Below are 12,775 nucleotides of genomic sequence, written 5' to 3' on the forward strand. Positions count from 1 at the left end.
GATGAAAAGAATTATCCTCGGAGTGGTGTTAATCATAAGTTTGTGTGTTTTCTATCCGGGAGACTTGTATGCCCAAGAAGCGGAAATACCTACAGGTACGGCGTATGAAATTGCTTTCAATGACTACACCCTTAGTCTTGAGGCATACAACAAGGCGCATGAAAAGTATGTACTTGCTCGTGCACAATATTTGAGATTTGATACTCTGACGGCAAGAAATGAAGCCAAAGAAGCGACTCAAAATATGTTATCTGCCCGTGATGATGTGATAATAAAATATTTAAACTCGGTTGTCGAAAGATTGCAAGAAACCGAAGGAATTAATCAGGAGGCGAGAGTAAGAGTAATAACCGAACTGGAAAATGAAATTTCTTGGTTCGAGGATCATAAAGCCGGTCTTGTTGGTGCCGGATCTTTGGATGATCTAAAAAGCGATTCCGACGAAGCGGCCAAACGTTATAATGTACTTGGACAACTAGCGTACGAAGCCGTTTCTTTTGTCCCCTTGGGGAGAGTAACGAAATTCCAAGAAAGACTTAACGAGAATTTTCTTGCCGTTAAAGATAGAGTTGCAAGTATTCGATCCGAAGAAAGAAAAGAATATCAACTTACAAAAAGAGATTTGGAGAGTATTGACAACTGGATTTTTGAGACCGAACAAAGAATTGCTCGTGGAAATGTTAAGTACAACAAGGCGCAACCTATAATAAATACAATTCGAAATAAAAAAAGCTCAAACAACTCATCGCTGGGTAAATACAATCAAGTTGTGGCCCAACTTGATTTAAGTAAACTTGATTACAAAGATGCGAGTTTGTCTATTCGAGAAATTATTAAAGTTATAAAAACAGACTAATGGAAACTACTAGTGATATGAAAAACGATTTGGATATTAAGGATCCTGATTTGGTACAACCGATAAATAACGCATCTCGAGGCGGCCCGCCCGATGGTTTTAGTGCCATCAACCCCGTATTTTTTAATACGGTGGTAGCTTTTGTTAACTTACTAAAAACCAAAAAAGCTTTACTTTTTGGTAAGTTAAAGAGGGTTACACCTTCTGACAAAGCGGATGCCAAGGTTGTTTCTAATCCCCAGGTTGGTAGTTTACCCAAAGCTACTCAAGGCGCCGAAGTACAAGACACGCCCAAAAAACGAGTAAATAAAAATAGTATTAAGAAACTGGCGGTTGTTATCTTTGTTCTATTTGTTGTGACCGGCTTAATCTATACGGGAACGAAGCTGTTTGACAACATTACCGAAGAGCAAGTGGGGGGAAATACTGAAATTGTAAATACACCAGGTGATCCGACTCCGACTCCGAGTGACACAAAACCTAGTGTACCCTCTGTATATAATGATGATGAAATTCTAAACCAGCTTGAGAAGGATATGCTAATTCTAGATCAAGAATTGACAACATCGGTATTAAAAGAATCATCCCTTGATCTACCCATACTCGATTTTAATATTAGTTTTTGAGTATATTAAACCAATTTCTATGAAGAAACTACAAGTTGCTGTTGTATTGGGGACAAATCGGATGGGTAACCAGTCAACACGAGTTGCCCAACTCATAAAGCGGGTGGGGGATGAATTTGGCGAAATTTCTACAAAGTATTTTGATGCAGGTAGTTATAATATTCCGCATGATGGAGACACAGAAAGTGTAAAAATTGCCGAGTACTCCCAATTAACCAAAGAATCAGATGCTTTTATTTTTGTTGTACCTGAATATAACCACTCATTTCCGGGTTCGTTTAAAACGCTATTTGATACAGAGTATCAAAATTATCTGCATAAACCGGCAACCCTTGCCGGTGTCTCAAATGGTCCGTGGGGAGGTACGCGAGCTGTTGAGGCACTGATTGCTCCACTTCGTACAACCGGTTTAATTATATCCAAGAAGGACTTGTATTTTCCCGATGTGATCAATATGTTTGACGAAAGCGGTGATCTCAAAGAGGAATCTAGTATAAGACGAATACACGAAGCATACAAAGAACTTATCTGGCTTGCGAGGACTTTGGCGTGGGGAAGACAACACTCGTAAAATCGTGTTGGCGAATTTACTTTGACTTACTTGCGGTAGTGTTTGAAGATATATTTATATTTTACTAATCGCAATACCACGTGAGTTGTCGCGTGGAAGGTGTTTTTTGTCCTACCGCCGACGGGCTTAAAAAAAGTTGCCTCTGACTTAGTTAAAAAAAGTTACCACTGACTTTGGTTCGTGGAGTATTATTTTGTCGTTTCGTACCACTTGTAGAGGTTGGCGGCGTATTGATTGGTTTTTGAAAGTTCGTCGATAAAAATATCTCTAATCTCAGTCGATTTTATTTTATGTGCGTTTTTTAAAGCAATAACTAAAACGCGGTCGCGAATAATATCGGCAATTCTAGACGCTTCTTCATCGGACAAACCGGTTGCCTTGGCAATTCTTGTAAACTTTTGTGTTTCGAGAACTTCTTCGGAATTATCCCTTTTAATTACTAGTATTTCTTTTTTGTCGTGTATATTGTCCATCTAGTCATATGTTACCAAATATAGCGTAATAATTATACCAACATCGTTAACGTTTACTAGCCAACTAATATCACAACCTTAACTTAACAAAGTATTGGCATTCGGTTGTTAATGATCGTTTATTAGTCAACCGTAAATTTATTAAAATAATAAGGAGTTAAATTTCACTTACTTGAGGTCAATTTTTTTCAAATAGAAGCTATCTTTTCCCGTTGGGGCATAACTGACCTTGATGCCAATGTGATCAATTAAAGGAAAATAATTTTTTACCTCCATTTGAAATTTTTCTGCCAATTTGGGGGTATATTGCGAGTAGCCGCCTTTTTCCGATTGCTTGCACAATTTATCTTCCCAGTCATGGATGATATCGAGCACGATTGCACCTTCTTGGTTAAATTGATCTTGTAATTTGTCGGGGTCTTTCGTGTAGGCATCGTGAAGAATTTGGAAAGAATCAAACACCTTTTTGTGTTGTTCCAGCATCCTGTCGACGTATTCTTTGTATTTAGTTTTAGCCATGTAAAAGTAATTACCTACAAAATATTAATGTGTAATTATTCGAATTACAAGTCTTGACAAGAGTACAAGCTTTATATAACAACACAATCTGTATAGAAAGTAATCGGACTTCCTTACTAAACACTTCCTATATTTGATAACATAATGTTACATGGATCTGCCCGGCGAAAAGATTAGTAATTTGGACGTGCTGCAAAAAGTAGTTACTCTGGCGGCGGAAATGTTTACATGTCAGTTTGCCGCAATTAGCAATGTAGACCAAAATAACGAAGTTGTTGTTGTCAGTGTTGGTCTTACTACTAGCCTGATTCCTCTTAATTTATCCTTGTCCAAATATATATTTAAAGGAAACGGCATATTTATTTTTGATAATAGTGGAAAGTATGTAAGCGAACCTAAGCCGAGTGTAAAATTTTATGCGGGTATTGCGTTGGAAAGTAAACAGAATATGGCAATGTGTTTGTGGATTGCCGATAAGAATAAAAGGGGATTTACGAAAGAGGATGATGATAAATTACTAAATCTGTCGCATATTGCAAGATACATAATCAAACAATCTAGTGAGTTATCTGCCCTGGATGCTAAAAGACTTATCGACATTCAACGGCAATTATTTTTGTCAAATCGCCAACTTGCCGAAACCGACGCCAGGCGTAAAGCAATCCTCGAGAGTATTGGAGATGGAGTGAGTAGTATAAACGACAAGGGAGAAATTATTTATGTAAATCCGTCATTGGAAAATCTGACCGGTTGGTCGTCTAATGACCTGGTGGGTAAACAATTGGTTCGTGCGATTGAATTTGAAAAGGAAGATGGAAGTGTTGTACCGATCGAAGAACGGCCGATCAGAAATGCCTTGTACAGCAATGAAAAGGTGACAAATCAATCATATTACTGTAGACGAAAAAACGGTTCGCGATTTGCCGCATCGGTTACTGCCACCCCCGTTAATCTTTTCGGACAAGTGTTTGGCGGGGTTAGTATAATGCGGGACATTTCCAAGGAGAAAGATATTGACAAAATGAAAACGGAATTTATTTCACTGTCGTCCCATCAGCTTCGCACACCTTTGTCGTCAATGAAGTGGTTCACGGAAATACTTCTTGATGGCGATGCCGGTGATTTAACTGATAAACAAAAAGAGCTGATTATAGAAATTCAATCAGCCAATGAGAGAATGATACAGCTGGTTAATACATTACTTAATATTTCCAGAATCGAATCAGGTAAATTGGTGGTTGAACCCGTATCAACAGACATTGAAGAGTTGGTGAAAGATATCATAAAAGAATTGACTGCGGTTAGCGAGGAGAGAAAGGTGAAAATTAACCTCTCGACGGTAAACGACTTACCGAACATAACGATTGATCCCAAGCTAGTAAGACAAGCGTATTCGAATTTAATTTCAAATGCAATCAAATATAGTCATGAAGGTGGCGTTATACAGGTTAAACTGGGTATTTCAGGAAACGAATTTATTTCTGAAATATCAGATAATGGATTGGGAATTCCTCAAGGTGATTACGATAAAGTATTTTCCAAGTTTTTCCGTGCCAGCAATGTAGTGTCGGTGGTAACCGAGGGGACGGGTTTGGGTTTGTATTTGGTTAAATCAATCGTCGAGGTTTCGGGTGGAAAAATATGGTTTAAAAGCTGTGAAGGAGAGGGAACGACATTTACATTTGTACTACCCGTTCGGTAATGGTTAATAGTAAGTTTCTCGGTGTTATAATAAATAATAAGTCATGACAAAAATATTAGTTGTTGAGGATGATAAGAGTTTGTTGAAGGCCTATGAATTTACATTGTCTTCAAAAGGTTTCGAAGTGCGACTGGCTGAGAATGGACAAGTTGCCCTAGATATTTTAGCATCATATATCCCGGACATTATTATCCTTGATCTTGTTATGCCAATTATGGACGGATTTACACTTCTGGTAAAAATTAAAGAGAATGCCGATTTAAAAAATATTCCGGTTTTAGTGGTAACAAATCTTGCACAATCGGAAGATATATTGAAAGCGATGAAAATGGGGGCAAGCGATTATTTAATTAAAACCGATTTTTCAACACGTGATTTAGTCGAAAAAATTGGTGAGTACGTTACTAGTAATTAATAGACAACCTTCAATACATGTTGTTATGGCTTCTCGTTTTTTTATGTTTACTTAAAAAGCTTAAAAGGATTTATCTTTTTCCAATTATTCTCGTTAAGTCTAAAATCACTGATTTCAATCAGTGATTTTAGATCGAATCCTTATTGAGAAGACGGATACTACCGACTTTTGTCGGTAGAGGACGTCATTTCAAGTCGTTAAATCGTAAATGTTGATATAATCGACTTGTGAAAATTGTTTTATATATTTTAACTGGACTAATATCATTTACATTTTTTTATAATGCAGTACGGATAGTACGTACCGGGAGAAATGATAATTGGACTAGTCAAAATAATGAAATTGTGCAAACTCCGAGTATTACACCATTCCCCACACTCGTAACCGAATTACCTACAATAACGCCAATACCAACGGTAAAACCAAGTATTCCAATACCGTCACCGACAATTGTTTTGCAACCTAGTATTAAACCTGAAATAATTCACGGATTCATCGAACGATTTGCCGGTCAATATGCAGTTGACCCCAATGTTTTGCGCCACATCGCAACATGTGAATCGGGATTTAGACCGGAAGCGATTAATGGAAATTATGCCGGTCTATTTCAATTCAGTTCGAATACCTGGATAAAGTACAGACAATTAATGGGTGAAGATACGGATACAACTCTTCGGACAAATGCTGAAGAAGCAGTGCAAACCGGAGCATATGTTTTGTCGATTGGAAGGGGAGATATTTGGCCAAACTGTAATCCCTGACGATTATAAATAAGTGATCCGAAAATCTCTACTCTTTAGTCAATTGAATTAGTAAATAATATAGACATCGAGCAGTAGATCTATATAATAATCAATATGCCCAAAAATAGATTCACCTTACTATTAGTAATATTTTGTTGCTTAACCGCATTTACCGGTTTTAGTTTTACATATATTGTCCTTAATAATTACGTTGAAAAATCACCGACCGCCGTAAGTGATAATTTCAATCAACAGCAAAGTTCTAATCAACAACCGCTCCACACTATTGCGATACAATCACTGCGTGAACGTGTATACGAAAGCGACTTATCCGAGTTGGAAAAAATTTCACACGAGACAGATACGATTTCCTACTTAACAAGCTATGTGTCGGATGGCTTAAAAATACATGGCTTGTTAGTCGTTCCCACCCAAGACATGCCGACTGAAGGCTGGCCGGCAATTGTATTTGTTCACGGGTATATTCCTCCAGATGACTACAAAACAGAGACAAATTACACGTCATACGTTAAATACTTGGCGGGCAAAGGTTGCGTGGTTTTTAAAATTGATTTAAGAGGCCATGGTGAATCCGAAGGTAGTCCATCCGGCGCTTATTATTCCGAAGGGTACGTAGTTGATACGCTAAATGCTTATAGCGCTCTTTCCAAAAGCAGGTTGGTTGATAAGACACGTGTTGGTTTATGGGGTCATTCGATGGCGGGGAATATTGTATTTAGAAGCTTTGTTGTGAACAATGACATACCGAAAATCGTAATTTGGGCAGGGGCAGTGTACACATACCAGGACTTCGTGGATTATGGTATTTCCGACAATAGTTATCGGCCACCAACCGACAACAAACGTGCACTTGAGAGAAAAAAGTTATTTGATACGTATGGCGAATTTAATAAAGACAGTGAATTTTGGAAAAGTATCGTCCCTACTAATTATCTATCAGGTGTTAGGGGTAGAGTACAACTACATCATGCCGTCAATGACAACGTGGTGAGTATAAATTACACCAGGAACTTGGTTAAAATTCTTGACGCCAACAATATTAAATATGAGATTTATGAATATCCGTTTGGTGGGCACAATCTGGAGGGGTCGGTTTTCAACCAAGCCATGGACAGGACTGCTGAATTTCTAACAAGTGATTAGAGCTCAAATTTTTCGTAAAAGATATTATTTTTAGGTGCTCCTAAATCGATAAGCATGTTTTTCATTTCTTTCATAAAACCGCTACTTCCGCAAATAAATATATTAGCCGATTTAACTAAGTTTCTATCCACGTATGTTAAAAATATATTTTTACTTAGTCTACCGCTTACTGCTTGTGGTCTACTTGTAGTTTGATTTGTGATTACCTCGATATAATTCTTGCCCAGTTTCCGTGTAAAAAGAGAACTAAAAAGCGCATCTTCATGTGTTTTGTTGGAATAAAACAGTGTTGTGTTTTTGTTGCCGTACTTTTTAACCAATTCGACAAATGGAGTTATGCCTATTCCACCGGCGAGGATAAGTTTGGGAGAATTATTTTGTCCTTCGAGGGTAAATACGCCGTATGGACCATCGACGTAAACGGTACAACCTTTTTCAAGTATGTTTAATGAGTTGGTATATTTCCCAACTCTTTTTATGCCGAATTTCATATTACCAGTGGTATCGTCATATTCCATTATAGTAAAGGGATGAGATTCGCTAAATTTTCCTTTCCTGAGGTAAACAAATTGACCCGGTTTGGGTACGATTTGTTGACCAAGTGGCGTGAAAGTGAAGACAGTAATGTCACCTGTATGTTTGGTTATATCAATAAGTCGATATTTATATTTACCGATATTTAAAAACCGCAAAATTCGTGTTGCGAGTGTTAGCGAAAATATTACAACAAGAAACCACCAATAATATTTAATAAAACTTATTTGTGCGATAAACGACCCGGCAAGCGTTGCATGAACAAAAACCAAGATCATCATCGGGTAAGCAAGATAATGAATATAAAGCCAAGGGCGGTATTTAATCTTTTTTCGCAAAATTACACTTGAAACTATAAGTATTAAAAATAAATAAAAAGCCATTCGACCAAAAGCTACGTTAACTAGAAATTGCGTGCCAAGTCTGGGAATAAAAACAAAATCAAAACCATATGCAAATTTATAAGCTTGAAGAAACGGATGGATGAATACAAAAAATAAACCGTATTTGCCCAACAGTTGGTGCAACCTGTTTAATGAAATGAAGTCGGGTGTAAACTTCCGAAATACACGTCTGTTGCCAAGAAGGAGTTGCCAAAGTAAAAGTGTTGCGCCAATTAATCCTGAAATGTTGGCAAAATCATACAAGAAGTTATCCGGTGAGAAATTTTCAAAAAGGAACAAAAACGGGGTAATTGAAATAATTATTGAAAAACCAATAAGTAGAGCGATATTTTTTCCCATTTCATAATGTTACAAGAATCAGGCAAACATTTCTACCCGGTTATAATAAACGTGTTTGCGCATTGGGTGTTAAATGTATTTCTGTTAAAATGTGAGATCGTCGATATTTATGCTTTATAAAAAAACAAAAATAATTGCAACACTAGGCCCTTCTTCACAGGACAGAGAAATTATAAGAGATTTAATTGTAAATGGCGTAGACATATTTCGTTTTAATATGAAACATGCAGATATTAAGTGGCATGAAGATGCGATTGGTATAGTACAAGAAGTTGCCGATGACTTAAAGACTTTAGTCGGAATAATGATCGACTTGCAAGGACCCGAATTAAGAATAAAAGTTATTAACGATATTGAAGCAAATATCGGTGACGAAATTGAATTTGTTTTGGATCCCGGAAGTACTTGTGATGTGATCGGGGTGAAAAATAAAGCCTTTTTTGATGGAATGATTGAAGGTGATGAATTTTCAATTGATGATGGATCGGTGGGCTTTATCGTGACAAAAACCTCATCAAATTCTTTTTTCGCTAAAGCCAAAGATTGGGGAGTGATAAAAAATAATAAAGGTTTGAATTTAGTAGGGAAAAACTTAGATGTTCCTTCACTTGTAGATGATGACATAGCCAAATTACACTTAGTGACCAAGAAAAAGGTTGATTTTGTCGCACTTTCGTTTGTTCGTAGTAAAAAAGATATAACGCATCTAAGAAAAGTTATGGGAAAAATGCAGATTGATGCGGGGATTGTTTCCAAGGTTGAAAGTAAAATGGGACTGGATAATATCGATGAGATTATCGAAGAATCAGATGCCGTTATGGTGGCAAGAGGAGATTTGGGGATAGAGGTACCGTTCGAACAACTTGCATACTATCAAAAAGACATTATTAAAAGATGCAGAATTGCTAAAACTCCGGTAATTGTTGCGACTCAAATGCTTGAAACCATGATGACTAAACCTGTACCTAGTCGTGCCGAGGCAACCGATGTGGCCAATGCAATATTTGATGGTACGGATGCAATTATGCTTTCGGGGGAATCTGCGATGGGTAAATTTCCGGTTAGGGCAGTAAAAGCCATGGCGAATATCGCTAAGTTTAACGAGCAAGTTGCGAAAATTTCCGACGTGGAAATGGACATGAGCAACGATGCGCAGTTGATAATTAATGCTGCCGGATCGTTGGCAAATGTAAGCACATCGTTGAAAAATAATCAGTTCAAAATTGACTATATTGTTGCGGTTACGGAAAGCGGGTCAACCGCTCGGTCGATTGCAAGTTACAGACCATATGCGCCGATTATTGCTCTTACACCTCACGAGAAAACTGCGGAAAAACTAAAAATGTCGTATGGTGTAATTCCCGTAGTAATTGATTTTCCTCTCAAAGGCGAATTGATTCATCCGTATGAAATACTTTCTCAATTAAAAGACAATCAGTTTGTAAAAAAAGATCAGCTTATATTAGTGATTTATGGTCAACAAAAAGACGTACCTGGAAAAACAAATTCGATAGTGTTGCTTCGCGTTGTTTAAAACGGAAAAAGAATGTATTAGTCAAAATTAAACATTTTTATAACTTTGGGAACTTGGGGTTTAAACTCCTTTTGCGAAGTAATTCTTAACGTTGAAAAGCCTCTATAAAGTTGATACCCGATATATCCGGGATGAACCAGATTAAAGGGGATAAGGAAATTACCAAGAAATTTTTCCCACTCGCTTTGACTTAACAATTTATCCAAGCAATAGTAATGTTGGTGCCTGCCGGAATTAAGGAGCACACCCTTATTATTGGGATAGATATATGCAATCGCTTTACATATTTCTTTTTCACCAAAACCATTTTCGGTATGGAAATTCATCATCGGTATGTGTAAGTAAGTACGACGTATTTTAACTCGTGATGACAACGATACAACTTCATTGCTTTTTAAGGTAAACCTCTCCTTGAAATCGGATAACTCGAGACTAAGGTATTCTAAAGAGGAAATACTATGTGATTGTATTTCCACCCTTGCATCAGTATATGCCGCAAGCATATTTTCTCGCATACTTTTGTTAGTAAATCTTTGGCTCCAGTTTGATCCCACTTTGTGAACAATTAAAGTTACCTTCTTGATCTGATGACTTATTAAAAGATGTTTAATTACATCGTGGGAATTTTCCATAAATAATATGATACACCAGGTCTTGACATAAATAGTCAATAAAACTAAAATACCAATCAAAGCGTTTGAGTTTGGCAAACACCAAACAAGCTGGAGGAAGAAAGCGTAACTGTTAGTAGACCCTCCCGTCAGGTTAGCGTTAAACCTACTAAATTAAGAAATAAATTAGGGTGGCACCGCGAGGCAACTCGCCCCTTTAAAGGGCGGGTTTTTTGTTTTATAAAGCGTCTTGTTTTTATAAACCAAAGATTCAGAAGAAAATAATATTTCGTTAATGTTAAAGCCAAAATAAAAAATGGACAGAACTCTTACAACACACACTATCAAGAAAATCGGCGAGAAAGTATTACTCAAAGGTTGGGTGGATACAATTCGCGATCACGGAAAAATTACCTTCATTGATTTAAGAGACAGAAAAGGTCTCATTCAATGTGTCGGCTCTTCGCTAACCAAGGTTACGCCGGAAAGCGTAGTTGAAGTGGAAGGAACGGTAGCCAAAAGACCTGAGAAATTAATTAATAAGGATTTAGAAACAGGTGAAGTCGAAATACAGATTGAAAAACTTACCGTTATTTCAATGTCTGAGGAATTACCGATTCCTATAAATACGGACGGATATGACATTGATGAAAAAATAAGAAATAAGTATCGATATTTGGATTTGCGCAGGAAAAGAATGGCAAGAAATATCAGACTAAGATCGGAGATTACGACTTTTATTCGTGGTGAACTGACACAAAATTACGATTTTGTAGAGATTGAAACGCCCATTCTTACCAAAACGACACCGGAGGGTGCACGAGATTTTATTGTTCCGTCACGGCTTCAACCGGGTAATTTTTACGCTCTCCCGCAGTCTCCTCAGCAATACAAACAGCTGTTGATGGTCGCGGGTATGGAAAGATATTTCCAATTTGCTAGATGTTTTCGAGACGAGGACCCCAGAGCCGATAGGGCGTATGGTGAATTTACTCAACTTGATATGGAAATGAGTTTCGTCACCCAGAATGATATTTTAGTATTAATCGAACAATTGTTTACCAAAGTTGTTGAAAAGTTTTTCCCCGAGAAAAAAATACAACAGTCACCATGGCCGAGAATTGCCCACAAAGAAACGATCAAAAAGTACGGCACTGACAAACCGGATTTGAGAAAAGACAAAAATGACCCCAACGAATTAGCGTTTGCATGGACTGTCGATTTTCCACTTTTTACCGAGCAATCCGACGACGACTTTTATCACGGTTCCGGATCGGCGAAGTTTGCACCAAGTCATCACATGTTTACAGCACCGCATCCAGATGACATTCCGCTACTTAATACCGATCCCACTAAGGTGCGCGGTTTGCAACACGACATGGTGCTTAACGGTTATGAGGTTGGCGGAGGAAGCATAAGAATTCACCAGCCCGAAGTGCAATCAAAAGTCTTTGACTTGATAGGATTCAGTGAAAAACAAAAAAAGCAGTTTGACCATATGCTTACCGCGTTTAAATATGGCGTACCGCCACATGGAGGAGTAGCGCCGGGACTTGATCGGATTATCATGGTAATTCTGGGTGAACCAAGCGTAAGGGAAGTGATGGCATATCCCACATCCGCTTCGGGTCAAATTGCAGTTCTTGATGCTCCGAGTGAAGCCTCAAGCGACCAACTGAAAGAACTGGGAATAGCAGTTAGTATCAAAAAGTAGGTTTGTGTTTATTCTTCATTATTTGTGGCACAAACTGTCTTTACTTTCTCGGGAACATAACGAATATAACTATACATATTAAATATTTTAAAATATGACTAACGATTACGACCCCAACTATATCCCGGTCAAAAACTTCATGATTGTTGGGTCAAAAGTGGTTTTATCTAATTCAGACGGAAAAATACTGTTACTCAAAAGATCAGACAAAGTAAACATGGCGGGATATTGGTCTTTTCCGGGTGGAGCACTAGAAAAGAACGAAGATATTTATACCAGCGCAAAAAGAGAAGTGATGGAAGAGACAAAATCTCGCATTGATAACTTGTTTCCATTTGCGATATATACACACCTAGATGGCGACAATTCCGCAGTTGTAGCGGGTTTTATGTCGCAAGATAGTGTAGACAGTATTGACCTAAATTGGGAACACGATGACTATGTATGGGTAAAACCCGACAAGGCTCTTGACTACAAATTAACTCCACATTGTAAGTATTTTGTAAATAAATACTTGGAACTCACCAAAGACTTTCCTTGGAAATAATCACCACTTGACTATATGCACCT

14 protein-coding genes are annotated in these 12,775 nt (G+C 37.7%); 10 read left to right on the forward strand and 4 right to left on the reverse strand.

Annotated features, from left to right (window positions below):
- The first annotated feature begins 1 nt into the window (after window position 1).
- Genes IPM62_02515 through IPM62_02525 form a run of 3 tightly spaced genes read left to right on the forward strand, consistent with a single transcriptional unit; the run spans window position 2 to window position 2,053 of the window.
- On the forward strand, window positions 2–856 hold the full coding sequence (locus IPM62_02515) for a hypothetical protein (protein QQS39460.1): 855 nt from the start codon (window positions 2–4) through the stop codon (window positions 854–856).
- Between the two features lie 17 nt (window positions 857–873).
- The gene (locus IPM62_02520; protein ID QQS39461.1) at window positions 874–1,482 is read left to right on the forward strand and encodes a hypothetical protein; all 609 of its coding nucleotides are present in this window, start codon (window positions 874–876) and stop codon (window positions 1,480–1,482) included.
- 19 nt (window positions 1,483–1,501) lie between these two features.
- Window positions 1,502–2,053 carry an NAD(P)H-dependent oxidoreductase gene (locus IPM62_02525; protein QQS39462.1) on the forward strand — a complete coding sequence of 184 codons (552 nt, stop codon included), beginning with the start codon at window positions 1,502–1,504 and terminating at the stop codon, window positions 2,051–2,053.
- Between the two features lie 188 nt (window positions 2,054–2,241).
- Here the strand turns inward: IPM62_02525 and IPM62_02530 are convergent, their stop codons facing one another.
- Together IPM62_02530 and IPM62_02535 are read right to left on the reverse strand one after the other, a co-directional pair.
- Window positions 2,242–2,526 carry a hypothetical protein gene (locus tag IPM62_02530; protein QQS39463.1) on the reverse strand — a complete coding sequence of 95 codons (285 nt, stop codon included), beginning with the start codon at window positions 2,524–2,526 and terminating at the stop codon, window positions 2,242–2,244.
- 168 nt (window positions 2,527–2,694) lie between these two features.
- Window positions 2,695–3,045 (reverse strand): hypothetical protein, encoded by a 351-nt coding sequence (locus tag IPM62_02535; GenBank protein QQS39464.1) that lies wholly within the window; start codon window positions 3,043–3,045, stop codon window positions 2,695–2,697.
- A 151-nt stretch (window positions 3,046–3,196) separates the two neighbouring features.
- Between IPM62_02535 and IPM62_02540 the strand changes: the two genes are divergently transcribed.
- The 4 genes from IPM62_02540 (at window position 3,197) to IPM62_02555 (ending at window position 7,069) form a co-directional block, all read left to right on the forward strand.
- Entirely contained in the window at window positions 3,197–4,747 is a 1,551-nt protein-coding gene (locus IPM62_02540; protein ID QQS39465.1) for a PAS domain S-box protein, read from the forward strand.
- Window positions 4,748–4,790: 43 nt separating this feature from the next.
- Window positions 4,791–5,162: a response regulator gene (locus IPM62_02545; protein QQS39466.1), complete on the forward strand. Its 372-nt coding sequence runs from the start codon at window positions 4,791–4,793 to the stop codon at window positions 5,160–5,162.
- Between the two features lie 227 nt (window positions 5,163–5,389).
- Window positions 5,390–5,923, forward strand: coding sequence for a transglycosylase SLT domain-containing protein (locus IPM62_02550; GenBank protein ID QQS39467.1), 534 nt, complete (start codon window positions 5,390–5,392; stop codon window positions 5,921–5,923).
- Between the two features lie 96 nt (window positions 5,924–6,019).
- Window positions 6,020–7,069, forward strand: a complete 1,050-nt coding sequence (locus IPM62_02555) for an alpha/beta fold hydrolase (protein QQS39468.1) — start codon at window positions 6,020–6,022, stop codon at window positions 7,067–7,069.
- Here IPM62_02555 and IPM62_02560 read toward each other — a convergent pair.
- On the reverse strand, window positions 7,066–8,346 hold the full coding sequence (locus IPM62_02560; GenBank protein QQS39469.1) for a ferric reductase-like transmembrane domain-containing protein: 1,281 nt from the start codon (window positions 8,344–8,346) through the stop codon (window positions 7,066–7,068). The two genes, IPM62_02555 and IPM62_02560, sit on opposite strands and share 4 nt — an antisense overlap.
- A 109-nt stretch (window positions 8,347–8,455) precedes the next feature.
- On the opposite strand from IPM62_02560, the gene pyk reads away from it, so the two are divergent.
- A complete protein-coding gene (gene pyk, locus IPM62_02565) occupies window positions 8,456–9,880 on the forward strand; it encodes a pyruvate kinase (protein QQS39470.1) in 1,425 nt (474 codons plus the stop codon).
- A gap of 17 nt (window positions 9,881–9,897) precedes the next feature.
- On the opposite strand, the gene IPM62_02570 is transcribed toward pyk, so the two are convergent.
- The gene (locus tag IPM62_02570; protein ID QQS39471.1) at window positions 9,898–10,512 is read right to left on the reverse strand and encodes a hypothetical protein; all 615 of its coding nucleotides are present in this window, start codon (window positions 10,510–10,512) and stop codon (window positions 9,898–9,900) included.
- 295 nt (window positions 10,513–10,807) lie between these two features.
- Between IPM62_02570 and IPM62_02575 the strand changes: the two genes are divergently transcribed.
- Together IPM62_02575 and IPM62_02580 are read left to right on the forward strand one after the other, a co-directional pair.
- Window positions 10,808–12,205, forward strand: coding sequence for an aspartate--tRNA ligase (locus tag IPM62_02575; protein ID QQS39472.1), 1,398 nt, complete (start codon window positions 10,808–10,810; stop codon window positions 12,203–12,205).
- A gap of 94 nt (window positions 12,206–12,299) precedes the next feature.
- A complete protein-coding gene (locus IPM62_02580; protein ID QQS39473.1) occupies window positions 12,300–12,752 on the forward strand; it encodes an NUDIX hydrolase in 453 nt (150 codons plus the stop codon).
- Window positions 12,753–12,775 lie beyond the last annotated feature (23 nt).

It is taken from the genome of Candidatus Woesebacteria bacterium, assembly GCA_016700095.1.
Taxonomy (GTDB): domain Bacteria; phylum Patescibacteriota; class Microgenomatia; order UBA8517; family UBA8517.

Bases quoted from the DNA above. Each gene is read 5' to 3' on its own strand.
- IPM62_02560 (QQS39469.1), bottom strand. From the start codon at position 8,346: ATGGGAAAAAATATCGCTCTACTTATTGGTTTTTCAATAATTATTTCA.
- pyk (QQS39470.1), top strand. From the start codon at position 8,456: ATGCTTTATAAAAAAACAAAAATAATTGCAACACTAGGCCCTTCTTCA.
- IPM62_02580 (QQS39473.1), top strand. From the start codon at position 12,300: ATGACTAACGATTACGACCCCAACTATATCCCGGTCAAAAACTTCATG.
- IPM62_02515 (QQS39460.1), top strand. From the start codon at position 2: ATGAAAAGAATTATCCTCGGAGTGGTGTTAATCATAAGTTTGTGTGTT.
- IPM62_02520 (QQS39461.1), top strand. From the start codon at position 874: ATGAAAAACGATTTGGATATTAAGGATCCTGATTTGGTACAACCGATA.
- IPM62_02535 (QQS39464.1), bottom strand. From the start codon at position 3,045: ATGGCTAAAACTAAATACAAAGAATACGTCGACAGGATGCTGGAACAA.
- IPM62_02570 (QQS39471.1), bottom strand. From the start codon at position 10,512: ATGGAAAATTCCCACGATGTAATTAAACATCTTTTAATAAGTCATCAG.
- IPM62_02545 (QQS39466.1), top strand. From the start codon at position 4,791: ATGACAAAAATATTAGTTGTTGAGGATGATAAGAGTTTGTTGAAGGCC.
- IPM62_02540 (QQS39465.1), top strand. From the start codon at position 3,197: ATGGATCTGCCCGGCGAAAAGATTAGTAATTTGGACGTGCTGCAAAAA.
- IPM62_02530 (QQS39463.1), bottom strand. From the start codon at position 2,526: ATGGACAATATACACGACAAAAAAGAAATACTAGTAATTAAAAGGGAT.
- IPM62_02575 (QQS39472.1), top strand. From the start codon at position 10,808: ATGGACAGAACTCTTACAACACACACTATCAAGAAAATCGGCGAGAAA.
- IPM62_02555 (QQS39468.1), top strand. From the start codon at position 6,020: ATGCCCAAAAATAGATTCACCTTACTATTAGTAATATTTTGTTGCTTA.
- IPM62_02525 (QQS39462.1), top strand. From the start codon at position 1,502: ATGAAGAAACTACAAGTTGCTGTTGTATTGGGGACAAATCGGATGGGT.